This window comes from Blautia wexlerae DSM 19850 (assembly GCF_025148125.1).
Classification (GTDB): domain Bacteria; phylum Bacillota; class Clostridia; order Lachnospirales; family Lachnospiraceae; genus Blautia_A; species Blautia_A wexlerae.
The window spans coordinates 1370166-1387331 of the sequence record NZ_CP102267.1; the positions used below are offsets into that span (position 1 = coordinate 1370166).

Sequence of the window (17166 nt, forward strand, 5' to 3'; positions counted from 1 at the left end):
ATATGGAAATGAATATGGGTAAATTCAGTGAAAAACTGGTAGAACTTCTGGAGCTTGCCAAAAAGAAAAAGAATGTACTGGAATACCAGGAAATCAATGACTTCTTTAAGGACCAGCCACTGGGAGTTGAACAGATGGAGAAAGTATTTGACTTTCTGGAAGCCAGTGGAGTGGATGTGCTTAGGATTACAGACAGTAATGCAGATGATATGATCCTGGATGATGACGATGCAGACATTGATAAGCTGGATGAAGAAGAGATTGAGCTTGACAAGATCGATCTTTCTGTTCCTGAAGGTGTAAGCATCGAGGATCCGGTACGTATGTATCTGAAGGAAATTGGTAAGGTTCCGCTTCTTTCAGCAGAAGAGGAAATCGAACTTGCAAAGAGAATGGAGAATGGGGATGAGGCTGCCAAGAAACGTCTGGCAGAAGCAAACCTTCGTCTTGTTGTCAGCATTGCAAAGAGATATGTGGGACGTGGAATGCTTTTCCTTGACCTGATCCAGGAAGGTAACTTAGGTCTGATCAAAGCGGTTGAGAAATTTGATTACCGCAAGGGTTATAAATTCAGTACCTATGCTACATGGTGGATCCGTCAGGCAATCACCAGAGCAATCGCAGACCAGGCACGTACCATCCGTATTCCGGTGCATATGGTTGAGACTATTAACAAACTGATCCGCGTTTCCCGTCAGTTACTGCAGGAGCTTGGACGTGAACCTACGCCGGAAGAAATTGCAAAAGAGATGGATATGTCTGTAGAGCGTGTACGTGAGATCCTTAAGATCTCCCAGGAGCCTGTATCTCTGGAGACACCTATCGGTGAGGAAGAGGACAGCCACCTTGGAGACTTTATCCAGGATGACAATGTACCTGTACCTGCAGATGCAGCAGCATTTACTTTGCTGAAAGAGCAGCTGGTAGAGGTTCTGAGCACATTGACAGACAGAGAGCAGAAAGTATTGCGCCTGCGTTTTGGCCTGGACGATGGACGTGCCAGAACTCTGGAGGAAGTTGGTAAGGAATTTAATGTAACAAGAGAACGTATCCGTCAGATTGAGGCAAAGGCGCTCCGCAAGCTTCGTCATCCGAGCCGCAGCCGTAAACTGAAGGATTATCTGGACTAAGGAGCCTGTTATGCAGCTTTCATTACGTTTATCTGCAATAGCAGGCCTGGTGACCAGGGGAAACAGACTTGTGGATGTGGGATGCGATCATGGATACCTGCCGGTTTCGCTTTATCTGGATGGAAAGATTCCGGGTGCGATTGCCATGGATGTAAGAAAAGGCCCGTTGTCCAGAGCGCAGGAACATATTTCTCAGTATGGACTGGACGCATACATAGAAACCCGGCTTTCAGACGGACTTGAGGCTTTGAAACCGGGAGAGGGCGACACTCTTGTGATCGCAGGAATGGGTGGCCCTCTCATGGAGAGGATTCTTACTGACGGGGCAGAGGTCAGGGAGAGCTTTCGGGAAATGATCCTGCAGCCTCAGTCAGATATCCCCCATTTTCGCAGATTTGTCAGAAAAATCGGCTGGCAGATCACAGAGGAGGAGATGGTTCTGGAGGATGGCAAGTTTTATCCTATGATGAAGGTAATTCATGGAGAAAAGATGCATATTTCAGAAGATACTCCTTATACTTTAGATGAGTGGTTTGGAGGAATGCTTCTGGAAAGAAAGCATCCTGTTCTGCGGGAGTATCTGGAAAGAGAGCTTCGCATCCGCAATGAGATTCTTGACAGATTAAAGAATGCGCCCAATGCAGAGAAGCGTGCGGGCGAGATAGAGGAGGAAAAGCAGGCAGTTATTGCTGCTTTAGAGGAATATGAAGGCATATGAACTGACCTCCTGGCTGGAGAAAAAGTACCCGTCAGATGCAGCAGAGGACTGGGATAACGTAGGACTTCTCGCAGGAGATGATACAAATGAGATCAGCCATGTGTTTCTGGCTCTGGATCTGACAGAGGAAACACTGGGTGAGGCCATAGAGGATGGGGCAGATATGATCATTACCCATCATCCCATGATCTTTTCCGGAATTAAGAAGATCAATAATCACAGCTTTACAGGAAGAAAGATCCTTACGCTGATACAGAAAGGAATTGTTTATTATGCGATGCATACCAATTATGATGTGCTGGGTATGGCGGATCTGAGTGCAGACTATACGAAGATGCATGATACCACAGTCCTTTCCGTAACTGAAGAGAGAGAGGGGGAAGTACAGGGCTTTGGCAGAGTTGGGAAACTTCCCCGGGAAATGACGCTGAGAGAGTATGCACAGCTTGTCAAAGAGTCTCTGAAGTTAAATGATGTAAAGGTTTATGGGAATCTGGACAGCATGGTAAAATGTGCTGCTGTATGTACAGGATCAGGCAAGAGCATGATCAAGGATGTCATTAAGGCCGGTGCGGATGTGTATGTGACCGGTGATATCGACCACCATACAGGAATTGATACGGTTGCGCAGGGACTGGCGCTGATCGACGCCGGACACTATGGAACAGAATATATTTTTATGGATGCAATGAAAAAAGAACTGACACAGGCATTTCCGGAACTGAAAATCTCCTGTGCAGAGGTAAAGAGCCCGTACACGATTCTGTGATACGGGTTCTTACCATATAATAATGAAATTATAAATGAAAATTGGCTGATCTGCCTGTTGGCGGCGGAGCTGATAACTGTATTTACTTGTCGGTATAGCAGAAATGGAGGCAGGATTTATGGGACAGAAAATGTATAACGTTACGATACAGGGAATAACAAAACAATATCCTGAGAAGATTCCTTACAGTGAGATTGTAAAGGAATACGAAGGAAGTACGGATGCACCTGTAATGCTGGTGATCGTAAATGGCAGGCTGAGAGAACTGCATAAGCATCTCAAGGCAGACTGTGAGATTGAATTTGTGACATCCAAAGATCCGATCGGACACAAAACTTATTGCAGAAGTGCAAGTCTGATTCTTCTGAAAGCAATTTATGATGTGGCAGGGCAGGAAAATATAGACAGTGTAGTGATCCATTATTCTGTAGGCAGTGGCTATTATTTTACAATGAAAGGACCTATGGCGCTGGATCAGGAATTTATTGATAAGGTAAAGGCGCAGATGCACAGGATCGTGGACGAGAATCTTCCCATTGTAAAGCGAAGTGTAAGCACTAGTGAGGCAGTTGCACTTTTTCATAAGCATCATATGTATGACAAAGAGAAGCTGTTTAATTACCGCAGAAGCTCTGCGGTGAATCTTTACAGTATTGGAAGTTTTGAGGATTATTTCTACGGTTTTATGGCGAACCATACGGGATATATTAAGACGTTTGATCTGTTTTTGTATGAGGGTGGTTTCGTACTGCAGCTTCCGACTCAGAATGAACCGGACCGGATACCTGAATTTAAACCGAGGGAGAAGATTTTTCGTGTGCAGAAGGAATCTCAGGAATGGGGAGATAAACTGGATATTGCGACAGTCGGTGATCTGAATGAAAAGGTTACCAGAGGCGGTATCCAGGATATTTTGCTGATCCAGGAGGCTATGCAGGAGGCAAAGATTTCGGAAATCGCATCTGAGATTGCCACAGCCGGAAACAAGAAGTTTGTTATGATCGCAGGTCCGTCTTCTTCCGGAAAGACTACGTTTTCACACAGGCTGTCTATTCAGCTGGCTGCCCATGGAATGAAACCGCATCCGATCGCAGTGGATAATTATTTCATTGACAGGCACCTGACTCCTGTAGATGAGTTTGGGGAAAAGAATTTTGAGTGTCTGGAAGCGATTGATGTGGAGCAGTTTAATAAAGATATGCTTGAGCTTTTGGAAGGAAAAAGGGTAGAGATGCCGGTTTTCAATTTCAAAACAGGAACCAGAGAATATAAAGGTGATTTTCTGCAGCTGGATAAAGACGATATTCTGGTGATCGAGGGAATTCATGGATTGAATGACAGGCTTAGCTATGCGCTGCCAAAGGAGAGCAAATTTAAGATTTATCTCAGCGCTCTGACTCAGCTGAATATTGATGAACATAACAGGATTCCTACTACGGATGGCCGTCTGATCCGCAGAATTGTAAGAGATGCCCGCACCAGAGGGACTTCCGCGAAAGAGACAATTGCAAGATGGCCGTCTGTGCGCAGAGGTGAAGAACAGAATATCTTTCCGTTCCAGGAGGATGCAGATGTAATGTTTAATTCTGCGCTGATCTATGAACTGGCATGCCTGAAAGTATATGCGGAACCGCTTTTGTTTGGGATTGCCAAGGACGAACCGGAGTATACAGAGGCGAAGAGGCTGCTGAAGTTCTTTGAATATTTTGTTCCGGTGCCAAGCGAGGCAGTGCCGAATAATTCGATTTTAAGAGAATTTATCGGCGGAAGCTGCTTTAATGTGTAAAATACTAGAATGAAAATTCTTTACAAGTGCAAAAAAACGTGCTAGAATAGCACTTGCGCAACCAGGCCAGGTAATCGCGGCTGAACAGACGAAAGGGTTCAGACGAGGAAAGTCCGGGCTTCGCAGGGCAGGATGCCGGATAACGTCCGGTGGAGGTGACTCCCAGACCAGTGCAACAGAAATAAACCGCCTCACTTGCTGAGGTAAGGGTGGAAAGGCAGTGTAAGAGACTACCGCCGTCCTGGTAACAGGCCGGGCACATGTAAACTCCATTTGAAGCAAGACCGAATAGAAAGCGATACGGCTGCCCGTCGTGCTTTCAGGTGGGTCGCTTGAGCCTTATGGCAACGTAAGGCCTAGACAGATGATTACCCAATGACATAACCCGGCTTATCGGTCTGATTGCGTACAAAAAAACAGAACGGATTTCTTCCGTTCTGTTTTTTTGATATTTGTTTTATTATTTATTGCGTTTACCTGTGTATTTCTCTTCGCAGTATTTACATCTGTAAACTTCTTTCTCTTTATCTGCAAGAACAAAGATCTGGTCGAGTCCCTGTTCAATGGAAGTGATGCAACGTGGATTCTTGCATTTGATCACGTTGACAACCTGATTCGGAAGTTTCAGTTCTTTTTTGGCAACGATCTTCTCGTCCTTGATTACGTTTACAGTAATGTTATGATCGATAAAGCCGAGAATGTCAAGATCGAGATTCTCAACCGGGCATTCAACCTTGATGATATCTTTCTTACCCATTTTGTTGCTGCGCGCGTTCTTGATGATGGCAACGGTGCAGTCAAGTTTATCAAGCTTCAGATCATGATAGATAGTCATGGCCTTGCCTGCTTTGATATGGTCTAATACATAACCTTCGCGAAGTGCTCCAACATTTAACATGGTAATTTTACCTCCAGTAATGTGAGAATCAGGGCCATACGTACATATACACCGTACTGTACCTGTTTGAAATAAGCTGCTCTCGGGTCTGCATCCACCTCTGTTGAGATTTCATTTACACGTGGAAGCGGATGAAGAACGTACATGTCTTTTTTTGCAAGTTCCATTTTCTGTTTGTCCAGAATGTAGAAATCCTTCATGCGGACATAGTCTTCTTCGTTGAAGAAACGTTCTTTCTGTACACGTGTCATGTAGAGGATATCAAGATCCGGTAAGGCATCTTCCAGTCTCTCTACTTCCTGAAATTCGATATTGTTCTTTTTCAGAACATCCTCGCGGATATAGCTTGGGATGCGAAGCTCTTCCGGTGAGATCAGAATGAATTTTACATTTGTGTAACGTACAAGTGCCTCGATCAGGGAGTGAACTGTACGTCCGAATTTCAGGTCGCCGCACAGACCAATGGTCAGATTGTCCAGACGTCCTTTCAGGGAACGGATGGTAAGTAAGTCGGTTAATGTCTGGGTAGGATGTTGATGACCACCGTCGCCGGCGTTGATAACAGGAATAGAAGAAGCCATAGAAGCTACTAACGGAGCACCTTCTTTCGGGTGGCGCATAGCACAGATGTCAGCGTAACAGGATACAACGCGGATTGTATCGGCAACACTTTCACCCTTTGAAGCGGAACTGGAATCAGCTGATGAAAAACCGAGAACTTTACCGCCAAGGTTCATCATAGCAGCTTCAAAGCTGAGACGGGTACGGGTGCTTGGCTCATAGAATAAAGTTGCCAGTCTTTTATCATCGCAGACATGTGCGTATTTATCAGGGTGTTTCTCAATATCGCTGGCCAGGTCAAGAAGAGTATTTAACTCATCAACAGACAGATCCAGCGGACTCATTAAGTGTCTCATTTCATACCTCCATATTTTACTAGTTCAGGAATTGTTTACGTAATCCTTCTTAACATCATATAATAATCAGGTGCTTTTTTCAAGAGAGTTTTCCAAGTATTTTCTCAAAAAAAAGTCCGGCTCCGAACCAGAGGGGAGCGTAGTCCGGTCTTATCAGTCCCCGGTAATTCAGGGGAGTGTTGCTGTAGTCCCAGGGACACATATGAAAACAGCGCAAAAGAGCACCGCTGATAAATTCTACGAAAAAAAATCCGACAGTATAAATGCAGCCGCGGACAAAAAGCGGGACAGCAGAAAGTTTACCGGAGAGCGGGCGGATGATGGCACCGCATCCGTAAATGGGAAACATTAAAAGGGAAGTTTTTCCTGTCATGGTAAGTTCTCCTGAAAGGATGGAATGCAGTCCGGTCCAGAGGATTTCCATGCACCAGCCCGTCAGACCGCAGAGAATAAAAGCTTTTTTCATAGGTAACGCTCCTGTATAAATTTCTATGATTCTAGTATTGCCTGCCTTGAAAAAAACATACACGTAGGATATAATGAGAACACGTTATTACACTATAGCAATGAGGTGCCTTATGCGCAAAAGGAACGTGTGGAGGGGATCTCATGGAAATAAGAGGAGTTTATTATGAATTATCAGGAAAGCCGGGAGTACATAGACAAAATCACCCGGGAAATTCCCAGTGTCCTGGGACTGGAGCATATGCGTGAGCTGATGAAACGTCTTGGAAATCCACAGGATGATCTGAAATATGTGCATGTAGCCGGTACCAATGGCAAGGGTTCTGTCATTGCTTTTTTGTATTCTGCTTTATCAGGTGCGAGATATCGCATTGGAAGATATGTTTCACCTACCCTGTATTCTTACAGAGGCAGGATGGAAGTTTCGGGAAGCAGGATCAGCAGAGAGGACTTTGCTGCTTATATTACACAGGTGTCTGATGTTATTGCTGCTATGACAAAGGATGGTTATCCCCATCCCACTGCATTTGAAATAGAGACTGCGGTGGCATTTCTGTTCTTTAAAAAAGAGAATTGTGATCTCGTTTTGCTGGAAGTGGGAATGGGCGGAAATCTGGACGCCACAAATATTATTAAGAATACGCTGCTGGCAGTGCTGGTATCGATCAGTATGGATCATATGTCTTTTCTTGGAAATACTCTGGCACAGATTGCAGAGAAGAAAGCCGGGATCATCAAAGACGGCTGCAGAGTGGTGACTGCCAGACAGAAGCCGGAAGCAATGCAGGTGATCGAGAGGATCAGCAGAGAACATGGTGCAAAATGTACCATAGCAGATGCTTCTGAGGCAGAGGTGCTAAAGGAAAGCTGCCTTGGACAGACAATCCGGTACAGGGGTGAAGAGTATGAGATTCCGCTGGCAGGTGTTTATCAGAAGGAAAATGCAGTAGTTGCACTGAATGCTTTAAAAGTATTGGATGAGCTGGGCTTTCCCACTGCTGCGGAGCAGAAAAAAGAAGGGCTTCGCACAGTAAACTGGAACGGACGGTTTACAGTTATCTGTAAAAAACCGCTGTTTGTGGTAGACGGGGCTCATAATCCTGCTGCTGCGGATATGATGGCAGCTTCAATAGAGCATTATTTTAAGGGAAAACGGATCATCTATATTATGGGAGTGTTTGCAGATAAGGATTACAGAAGTGTGATTCAGAAAACTGCGCACTTTGCAGACCGGATACTTACGATCCAGACTCCGGATAATATAAGGGCGCTGCCTGCCGGAGAGCTGGCGAAGACTGTCAGTGAATACAATCCCAATGTACAGGCAATGGATACGATTAAAGATGCAGTGGAGGAGGCTTTTTCACTTGCCGGGGAACAGGATGTGATCATTGCCTTTGGTTCTCTTTCCTTTATCGGAGAGATGACTGATATTGTAGAGAATTTGTGAAAGTAAAAAGGTACAACATAAATGATAGATTTACAGGAATGCAGAAATGAAATAGATAAGATCGACAGCGATATCATACGTCTTTTTGAACAGAGAATGAAGGTGTGTGAGGATGTTGCAGAATATAAGATACGAACAGGAAAGAAGGTTCTGGATCCGGAAAGAGAGAGACAGAAGCTGGAGGTCCTGAGAGGTAAGGCGCATGGAGAATTTAATCAGCTTGGTGCGCAGGAGCTTTTTCAGCAGATCATGGCGATCAGCCGTAAGAGACAGTATCAGCTTCTCACAGAGCATGGAATCGAGGACGATGAGAAACTGGAAATGGTAGATGCACTTCCGCTGAAAGATGTAAGAGTTGTCTTTCAGGGTGTGGAAGGTGCATACAGCTATGCTGCAATGAGGGAATATTTCCAGGACGATATTGAGAGTTTTCATGTAAAAACCTGGCGCGATGCAATGGAAGCAGTTGTGGAGGGAAGAGCAGACTATGCGGTACTTCCCATTGAGAATACAACTGCCGGTATTGTTGCTGATATTTATGATCTTCTTACAGAGTATGAGCTTAGCATTGTAGGAGAACAGATCATCCGTCCGGAGCATGTACTTCTGGGACTGCCGGATGCTGAACTGGAGGATATCAGACAGGTATGTTCTCATCCTCAGGCACTTTCCCAGTGTGGAAAATATCTGGAATCTCATTCGGACTGGAAGAAGAAAGAGATGGAAAATACTGCCGGTTCTGCCAAGAAGATAAAAGAAGACAATGACAAGACGCAGGCAGCTATTGCCAGCAGACAGGCAGGAGAGCTTTACGGACTGAAGATCCTGGCTGAGAATATCTGCTATAACGGACAGAATGCCACACGTTTTGTGATAGTGAGTAAGAAACCAATCTATGTGAAGGATGCACATAAGATCAGTATTTTCTTTGAACTGCATCATGAGAGCGGAACTCTTTACAATATGCTGTCTCACATTATTTATAATGGACTGAATATGACGAAGATAGAATCCCGCCCGATCACAGGGAAGAACTGGCAGTACCGTTTTTTTGTTGATTTCGAGGGAAATTTAAAGGACAGTGCAGTGAAGAATGCCCTGAGAGGAATTGAGGCAGAAGCTGACAGAATGAGAATTTTGGGAAATTATTAAAAATCATTTCCACAATCTGCACGTCCCACTTTGCGGCATATTTTGCGTAAAGCATTTTTCAAACACACTCTGGTACATCGTTTTCGAAATAATTATACCACTCACAGCAGAACAATAAGATAAAACAACAAGGTAAGAAGGAAGTAATAAAAATGGCTAGATTAAATGAATGCATCTTATACCGTAACTTTGAACATGGAGAAATCCTTGATAAAATGGCAGAACTGATGAATGCCTGGGAACAGAAAGCACCTGATCTGAAAGAAAAGGAAGGGCTGTTCTTTGAGTGTGCCAACGGACTGGTGGAAACTGCCGGCGCTTATGGATTTTCCGGAAATTTATGGCACTGTTATCTGACATTTCTTCTGGTAAATAATGAAAATGCATTCAGTACAGCCTGTGAGATCAGAGGGGCTGTCAACGGAAGTATTAATGAACTGGCACTGAATGATTTCGGTGTGTTTAAAGAACTGTATGATTTTGACCTGACTGTACTGGATGAGGCATTTGGAATTTCCTGCTGTAAGGTTCTCGGTGATTATACCAACACCGGAAGTAACAGCAAGATGTTTAATTCCCGTATCAGAGACCGTATCTGTGATCTGAGCAAAACGCTGGCAGCAGCGGAGTCCACAGAGGAATTCATGAAGGATATGGTACAGTTTTATAAGGATTTTGGTGTGGGTAAGCTGGGATTACATAAGGCTTTTCGTGTAGGCCATGATGAGAATGATAATGTGGAGATCCAGCCGATCACAAGGATCGCTCATGTGAAACTGGAAGACCTGGTCGGATATGAAATCCCGAAGCAGAAACTGATCGAGAATACAGAAGCTTTCGTAAGAGGCAGAAAGGCAAACAACTGTCTGCTTTTTGGTGATGCGGGTACAGGTAAATCCTCAAGTATCAAGGGAATCCTGAACCGTTATTATGATGAGGGACTTCGTATTATCGAGGTGTATAAGCATCAGTTTCAGGATCTGAATGATGTGATCGCCCAGATCAAGAACAGAAACTATAAATTCATTATCTATATGGATGATCTGTCATTCGAGGAATTTGAAATCGAATATAAATATCTGAAGGCAGTGATCGAGGGTGGTCTGGAGAAGAAGCCGGACAATATCCTGATCTATGCAACAAGTAACAGAAGACATCTGGTAAGAGAGAAATCCAGTGACAAGCTGGAGATCATGGATGATGACGATCTGCATTCCTCCGATACAGTGCAGGAGAAGCTTTCACTGGTTTATCGTTTTGGTGTCCGTATTTATTATGGTGCACCGAGCAAAAAAGAATTCCAGACAATTGTGAAAGCTCTCGCAGAGAGAAACGGAATTACCATGCCGGAGGACGAACTGTTTCTGGAAGCAAATAAGTGGGAGCTTTCCCATGGAGGACTTACAGGACGAACTGCACAGCAGTTTATCGACCATCTGCTGGGTGTGGAGAAGGAATAAAAAAGCAAATAGATGAATGGTAAAGGGGGAACGCATATGGCAGTCATGACATTTGCAGCCATTGATATCGGATCTTATGAAGTCAGCATGAAGATCTTTGAGATGTCAAAAAGAATTGGTTTTCGTGAACTGAATGATGTCAGATACAGTCTGGAAATCGGAAAGGGTGTCTATTCTGACGGAAAGATCGATTCAGAAATGCTGAATGTTTTATGTGAGGTGCTGAACGACTTTAAGAGGCTGATGCAGGACTTTGGGGTGGAAGAGTATCGTGCCTGCGGCACCAGTGCATTCAGAGAACTTGTGAATCCGCTGCTGATCATTGAACAGATCTATCAGCGTACAGGAATGAAAATTGAAATCCTAAGCAGTGCAGAACAGCATTTCCTTGGGTACAAATCAATTGCTGCTATAGAAAAGGGATTCAAAAAGATGATCCAGAAAGGCACCGCGATCCTGGATGTGGGCGGCGGCAGCCTTCAGGTTTCCCTCTTTGACAAGGATGCTCTGGTCACTACCCAGGGACTTAAAATGGGAAGTTTAAGAATCCGCCAGCGTCTGCAGGAACTGGAGAAAACAACCATTCATTATGACAAGCTGGTTGAGGAATTTATCCGAAATGACCTGATGAGCTTTCAGCGTCTGTATCTGAAGGATAAGGATATCAGGAATGTGATCCTGATGGGAGATTTTATTACAGATATGATCTTCCAGGAGGAAATGGAAGACAGGATCATTACAAGGGAAGAATTTATGAAACGCTATGAGGATACAGTTGGAAAATCTGTTGACCTGCTGGCACAGGAGATGGAGATTGATCCGGAATATGCATCCCTTGTTGTGCCGACCATGGTAGTGTGCAGAAATTTTATTGATATTTTCAATGCAGAGTCTCTCTGGGCACCAGGTGTTTCCCTGCTGGATGGAATTGCCTATGATTTTGCAGAGAAGAAAAAATTTCTCAAAAGTGTCCACAATTTTGAGAATGACATTCTGGTTACATCAAAGAACATTGCGAAACGCTATTCCAGCAGTAAGAGCCATATCCAGGGAACTATGAATCTTTGCCTGAATATCTTTGACAGTATGAAGAAGGTTCATGGTATGGGAACAAGAGAGCGTCTGTTACTGCAGATCGCAGCACTGCTTCATGATTGTGGCAAATATATCAGCATGGAAAAGGTTTCCGAGTGTTCCTATCAGATTATTATGTCTACAGATATTATTGGTCTGTCCTCTATGGAGCGCCAGATGATCGCATGTGCGGTCAGATTCAATAATTCTGCGTTTGTTTATTACGATGAACTTTACAGTATGGGAATCGCTATAGACAGAGAGAGCTATATCAAGGTGGTAAAGATGACTGCAATCCTTCGTCTGGCGAATGCCATGGACAGAAGTCATTATCAGAAAGTAAAAGGAATCAAAGCAGTGCTCAAAGACAGAGAACTGCAGATGATCGTGGATTCTGCACAGGACATTTCCCTGGAACTGGGACTGCTGAAAGATAAAGAGGCATTTTTTGAAGAAGTATTTGGCATTCGTCTGGTTCTCAGACGCAAGGGCAGAGCGTAAAGGAGGATGAACTTATGGACTTTGAAAAATTTGAAAAGAAAGAATATTTCGTGAATCGCGAGCTGAGCTGGCTCAAATTTGATGAGCGTGTTCTGAGTGAAGCAAGAGATAAAAATCTTCCTTTGTTTGACAGACTGAAGTTCTTAAGCATTACCGCATCCAATCTGGATGAATTCTTTATGGTGCGTGTGGCGTCTCTTAAGGATCAGGTACATGCAGGATATCATAAAACAGACATTGCAGGAATGACAGCCAAGGAGCAGTTAAAAGAAATCAGTGTCCGTACCCATGAACTGGTTCATGTACAGTATAATACACTGAACCGTTCTCTGATCCCTGCGCTTGAGAAAGCCGGAATGCACCTGGTGGCAGCCCATGAGAATCTTACAGAAGCACAGAGTGTATTTGTAGACAGATACTTTGAGGATAATGTATATCCGGTACTTACACCGATGGCGATGGATTCTTCCAGACCGTTTCCGTTGATCAGAAACAAGACATTAAATATCGGTGCTCTGATCTCCAAGAAGGAGAAGAGTGATAAACTCAGCAAAAAGGATAAAACAGGAGAACTTCTGTTTGCTACAGTGCAGGTTCCGTCTGTGCTTCCAAGGGTGGTGCAGATTCCGTCAAAGAAGGATGGAGATACCACAGTGATCCTGCTGGAAGAGATTATTGAAAGAAATATTGACAAACTTTTCCTGAGTTATGATGTGATATGTGCCCATCCTTACCGTATTATGCGTAATGCGGATCTTACCATCGATGAAGATGAGGCAGAGGATCTGCTGGTGGAGATCCAGCGCCAGTTAAAGAAACGTCAGTGGGGTGAGGTTATCCGTCTGGAAGTAGAGGATAAGATGGATGAACGCCTGCTGAAGATTCTGAAAACGGAATTTGACATCAAAGAGGCAGATGTTTTTGAGATAAACGGACCTCTGGATCTTACCATGCTTATGAAAGTATATGGTGCGGATGGCTTTGATGCTTACAAGACACCGAGATATCAGCCGGCACCTGTACCGGAATTTCAGAATGAGAAGGATATTTTCCAGGTGATACGTGAGGGCGATGTATTCCTGCATCATCCTTATATGAGCTTCGATCCTGTTGTAAATTTCGTACGTCAGGCAGCAAAAGATCCGGATGTTCTGGCTATTAAACAGACTCTGTATCGCGTCAGCGGCAATTCACCGATTATTGCTGCCCTTGCGCAGGCAGCAGAAAACGGCAAACAGGTTTCCGTACTGGTAGAGCTGAAAGCACGTTTTGATGAAGAAAATAATATTGTATGGGCGAAGAAGCTGGAGAAGGCAGGATGTCATGTAATTTATGGTCTGGTAGGTCTTAAGACACACAGCAAGATCACACTGGTTGTGCGCAGGGAAGAGACAGGAATCCGCCGATATGTGCATTTGGCAACCGGAAACTACAATGATTCCACTGCAAAACTCTATACAGACTGCGGTATCTTTACCTGCGATGAACGTTTCGGTGAAGATGCAACAGCAGTATTTAATATGCTCTCCGGATATTCAGAACCGAAAAGCTGGAATAAGCTGATCGTAGCACCAATCTGGATGAAGGACAGGTTCTTAAGCCTGATTGAACGTGAGGCAGAGAATGCGAAGAAAGGACTCCCGGCGTTGATCCGCGCAAAGATGAATTCCCTCTGTGATCCGAAGATTATTGCAGGATTGTATTATGCATCTTCCTGTGGAGTTCAGGTGGAACTTCTGGTAAGGGGTATCTGCTGTCTGAAAGTAGGAGTGCCGGGAATCAGTGAGAATATTCATGTCCGTTCTATTGTAGGGGAATTTCTGGAGCATAGCCGTATTTTCTATTTTGAAAATGGTGGAAACCCGGAAATTTATATGGGAAGTGCGGACTGGATGCCGCGTAACCTTGACCGCAGGGTAGAGATTGTTTTCCCTGTGGAAGATGAGAAGATTAAGAAAGAGCTGGAGCATGTACTTGATCTGGAGTTTAAGGATAATGTAAAAGCTCATATCCTGCAGCCGGATGGAACTTATGTGAAGCCGGATAAACGAGGCAAAGCCCAGATTAATTCTCAGATGGAATTTTGTATGGAGGCAACTGAGAAAGCAGCACTTCATAAACACGAAGAAAAGAAATCCCGCGTATTCATTCCGGCAGAGCCTGCGGAGGATATAGAGGAATAAGAAACAGTCAGAAACAGAAATAAATAACTGGGAAATGCCATGGAAAGCGGTGGAGCTGCTATGGCATTTCTTCTCTGGGACAAAAAATACCCCTTTTTTGTGGTAAAAGCCGCGTAAATACAGGGCTTTTTGAACGAAAAATTCGAGAAAAATAAAAAAATTGAAATTTTTTTAAAAAAGTACTTGCATTTTAGAAAAAGATGGTGTATATTAAACGAGTCGACAGCGAAGAGCGAACGACAGATAAACAAATGGCCAGTTGGTCAAGGGGTTAAGACGTCGCCCTCTCACGGCGAAAACACGGGTTCGATTCCCGTACTGGCTGCTACAAAATAGTGAGAATTTAACCAGAGCTTAGGCTCTGGTTATTTTTTGCGTTCAGAAGATTTATAGCTGAATAGAAAGAAAAAGTTGACAGTTGAAAAAACCAATGATAAGATAAATGCACTCAAATTATAACAGAACAGGCTTACAGGCAGAAAAGGATCAGAATTTCGGTTCTGATTATTTTTTTGTGTTTTATTCCATTGACAAGGAAGGTTTAGGCTTGAAAAAAAATAAAAATTCGGTTATAATACGAACAAACGTTTGCAACGTAAAAATTATTTCCTGATTTGCAGTAAGCAATCTGGTTGATGTTGATATATAGAAAGAAAGGAAATGTAACAGACATGGCAAAGAAAAACACCTATGATGCAGGGAGCATCTCTGTCCTGGAAGGTCTGGAGGCGGTTCGTAAGCGTCCGGGAATGTACATCGGAAGTGTTTCACGAAAAGGATTAAATCATCTTATTTATGAGATCGTAGATAACGCAGTAGATGAACATCTGGCAGGATACTGCAGTCTGATCCATGTAGTTCTGGAGAAAGATGGTTCCTGTACAGTAACAGACAACGGACGAGGAATCCCGGTAGACATGCACGAGAAAGGAGTATCGGCAGAGAGACTGGTATTTACTACACTTCATGCAGGCGGTAAATTTGACAATTCCGCTTACAAGACAAGCGGAGGACTTCACGGAGTAGGTTCTTCTGTTGTCAATGCTCTGTCTACATATCTTGATATTAAGATCAGCCGTGACGGATATGTACATCATGATCATTATGAGAGGGGAATCCCCACTCTGGAACTGGAAGATGGACTTTTGCCTAAACTGGGAAGGACCAGACAGACAGGGACCAGTATTAATTTCCTGCCAGACCCGGAGATTTTTGAGAAGACAAGATTCTCAGCAACAGAGGTAAAGAGCAGACTTCATGAAACTGCATACTTAAATCCGGAACTGACGATCCATTTTGAGGACAAAAGAGGTTCTGAGATTGAAGATATTACCTATCATGAGCCAGATGGGATTATTGGATTTATCAAAGATCTGAACCACAGTGCGGAAGTCTTGCATGATCCGGTTTACCTGAAAGGGGAAGCAGACGGCATTCAGGTAGAGGTGGCATTCCAGTTTACCAATGAATTCCGTGAGAATGTACTGGGCTTCTGTAATAACATTTACAATGCAGAGGGCGGTACTCATCTGACCGGATTTAAGACTACATTTACTACAGTCATGAATACTTATGCGAGAGAGATTGGTGTTCTTAAAGACAAGGATCCGAACTTCACAGGTGCAGATATCCGTAACGGAATGACAGCAGTTGTTTCCATCAAGCATCCGGAACCGCGTTTCGAGGGGCAGACCAAGACAAAGCTGGATAATCAGGATGCATCACGCGCAACCGGAAAGGTTGTAGGAGAGCAGATGGTACTCTATTTTGATAGAAATCTGGAGACTCTTAAGACCATCCTTTCCTGCGCAGAGAAAGCAGCAAAGATTCGTAAAACAGAGGAGAGAGCCAAGACCAATCTTCTGACAAAGCAGAAATATTCCTTTGACTCTAACGGAAAGCTGGCAAACTGTGAGAAGAAAGATCCTTCCCAGTGCGAGATCTTTATCGTAGAGGGAGATTCTGCGGGAGGTTCTGCAAAGACTGCCCGCAACCGTAATTACCAGGCAATTCTGCCGATCAGAGGTAAGATCCTGAATGTGGAGAAGGCAACTATTGACAAGGTGCTTGCCAATGCGGAGATCAAGACCATGATCAATGCATTCGGATGTGGATTCTCCGAAGGATACGGAAATGACTTTGATATTACGAAGCTTCGTTACGACAAGATTGTGATCATGGCTGATGCCGATGTGGATGGGGCGCATATTTCCACACTGCTCCTGACTTTATTCTATCGTTTCATGCCGGATCTGATCACTGAGGGACATGTGTATATTGCCATGCCGCCATTATATAAAGTCATGCCTAAGAAGGGGCAGGAGGAATACCTGTACGATGATAAGGCACTGGAGAGATACAGACGTGCCCATAAGCCGGGAAGCTTTACTCTTCAGAGATATAAAGGTCTAGGCGAGATGGATGCGGAGCAGCTCTGGGAGACTACTCTGAATCCGGAGACAAGAATGATGAAGCGAGTGGAGATTGAGGATGCGAGACTTGCATCAAGTGTGACAGAGATTCTGATGGGAAGCGATGTCCCGCCGAGAAAGAAATTTATCTATGAGCATGCACAGGATGCAGAGCTGGACATCTGATTTCGCCGGAGTGTTATATGGAAATTAAGACAGATACATGGATATGTGTCTGAGATGGAGGAAAGA

General features: G+C 44.1%; 13 protein-coding genes, 1 tRNA gene and 1 other RNA gene. 12 read left to right on the forward strand and 3 right to left on the reverse strand.

Features of this window, described 5'->3' with window-relative positions; genetic code table 11:
• Nucleotides 1–2: 2 nt before the first annotated feature.
• From rpoD to rnpB, 5 genes are all read left to right on the forward strand, one after another.
• Nucleotides 3–1130 carry an RNA polymerase sigma factor RpoD gene (gene rpoD, locus NQ550_RS06335; protein WP_008707631.1) on the forward strand — a complete coding sequence of 376 codons (1128 nt, stop codon included), beginning with the start codon at nucleotides 3–5 and terminating at the stop codon, nucleotides 1128–1130.
• 10 nt (nucleotides 1131–1140) lie between these two features.
• The gene (locus NQ550_RS06340; RefSeq protein ID WP_008707630.1) at nucleotides 1141–1848 is read left to right on the forward strand and encodes a tRNA (adenine(22)-N(1))-methyltransferase; all 708 of its coding nucleotides are present in this window, start codon (nucleotides 1141–1143) and stop codon (nucleotides 1846–1848) included.
• Entirely contained in the window at nucleotides 1835–2617 is a 783-nt protein-coding gene (locus NQ550_RS06345) for a Nif3-like dinuclear metal center hexameric protein (protein WP_025577160.1), read from the forward strand. The genes NQ550_RS06340 and NQ550_RS06345 overlap by 14 nt, the downstream gene beginning before the upstream one ends.
• A 118-nt stretch (nucleotides 2618–2735) precedes the next feature.
• Nucleotides 2736–4403 carry a nucleoside kinase gene (locus tag NQ550_RS06350; protein ID WP_025577161.1) on the forward strand — a complete coding sequence of 556 codons (1668 nt, stop codon included), beginning with the start codon at nucleotides 2736–2738 and terminating at the stop codon, nucleotides 4401–4403.
• 58 nt (nucleotides 4404–4461) lie between these two features.
• Nucleotides 4462–4812, forward strand: an RNA gene (gene rnpB, locus NQ550_RS06355) — RNase P RNA component class A.
• A gap of 51 nt (nucleotides 4813–4863) precedes the next feature.
• Here the strand turns inward: rnpB and NQ550_RS06360 are convergent.
• From NQ550_RS06360 to NQ550_RS06370, 3 genes are all read right to left on the reverse strand, one after another.
• The gene (locus tag NQ550_RS06360) at nucleotides 4864–5301 is read right to left on the reverse strand and encodes an aspartate carbamoyltransferase regulatory subunit (protein WP_008707627.1); all 438 of its coding nucleotides are present in this window, start codon (nucleotides 5299–5301) and stop codon (nucleotides 4864–4866) included.
• A complete protein-coding gene (pyrB, locus tag NQ550_RS06365) occupies nucleotides 5295–6218 on the reverse strand; it encodes an aspartate carbamoyltransferase (protein WP_022379948.1) in 924 nt (307 codons plus the stop codon). Before pyrB ends, NQ550_RS06360 begins: the two co-directional genes overlap by 7 nt.
• Before the next feature lie 79 nt (nucleotides 6219–6297).
• Nucleotides 6298–6684 carry a putative ABC transporter permease gene (locus tag NQ550_RS06370; protein ID WP_008707623.1) on the reverse strand — a complete coding sequence of 129 codons (387 nt, stop codon included), beginning with the start codon at nucleotides 6682–6684 and terminating at the stop codon, nucleotides 6298–6300.
• A gap of 165 nt (nucleotides 6685–6849) precedes the next feature.
• Between NQ550_RS06370 and NQ550_RS06375 the strand changes: the two genes are divergently transcribed.
• The 7 genes from NQ550_RS06375 to NQ550_RS06405 all read left to right on the forward strand — a co-directional run bounded on the left by NQ550_RS06375 (nucleotide 6850) and on the right by NQ550_RS06405 (nucleotide 17100).
• A complete protein-coding gene (locus tag NQ550_RS06375) occupies nucleotides 6850–8133 on the forward strand; it encodes a bifunctional folylpolyglutamate synthase/dihydrofolate synthase (RefSeq protein ID WP_025577164.1) in 1284 nt (427 codons plus the stop codon).
• 21 nt (nucleotides 8134–8154) lie between these two features.
• Nucleotides 8155–9285, forward strand: coding sequence for a prephenate dehydratase (gene pheA, locus NQ550_RS06380; RefSeq protein ID WP_025577166.1), 1131 nt, complete (start codon nucleotides 8155–8157; stop codon nucleotides 9283–9285).
• 152 nt (nucleotides 9286–9437) lie between these two features.
• Nucleotides 9438–10745, forward strand: coding sequence for an ATP-binding protein (locus NQ550_RS06385; protein WP_025577167.1), 1308 nt, complete (start codon nucleotides 9438–9440; stop codon nucleotides 10743–10745).
• A 36-nt stretch (nucleotides 10746–10781) separates the two neighbouring features.
• Nucleotides 10782–12320, forward strand: a complete 1539-nt coding sequence (locus tag NQ550_RS06390; RefSeq protein ID WP_025577169.1) for a Ppx/GppA phosphatase family protein — start codon at nucleotides 10782–10784, stop codon at nucleotides 12318–12320.
• A 14-nt stretch (nucleotides 12321–12334) separates the two neighbouring features.
• A complete protein-coding gene (locus tag NQ550_RS06395) occupies nucleotides 12335–14503 on the forward strand; it encodes an RNA degradosome polyphosphate kinase (protein ID WP_025577171.1) in 2169 nt (722 codons plus the stop codon).
• A 253-nt stretch (nucleotides 14504–14756) separates the two neighbouring features.
• Nucleotides 14757–14828: transfer RNA gene (locus NQ550_RS06400), tRNA-Glu, on the forward strand.
• A gap of 346 nt (nucleotides 14829–15174) precedes the next feature.
• A complete protein-coding gene (locus NQ550_RS06405) occupies nucleotides 15175–17100 on the forward strand; it encodes a DNA gyrase/topoisomerase IV subunit B (RefSeq protein WP_025577172.1) in 1926 nt (641 codons plus the stop codon).
• The last annotated feature ends 66 nt before the right edge of the window (nucleotides 17101–17166 follow it).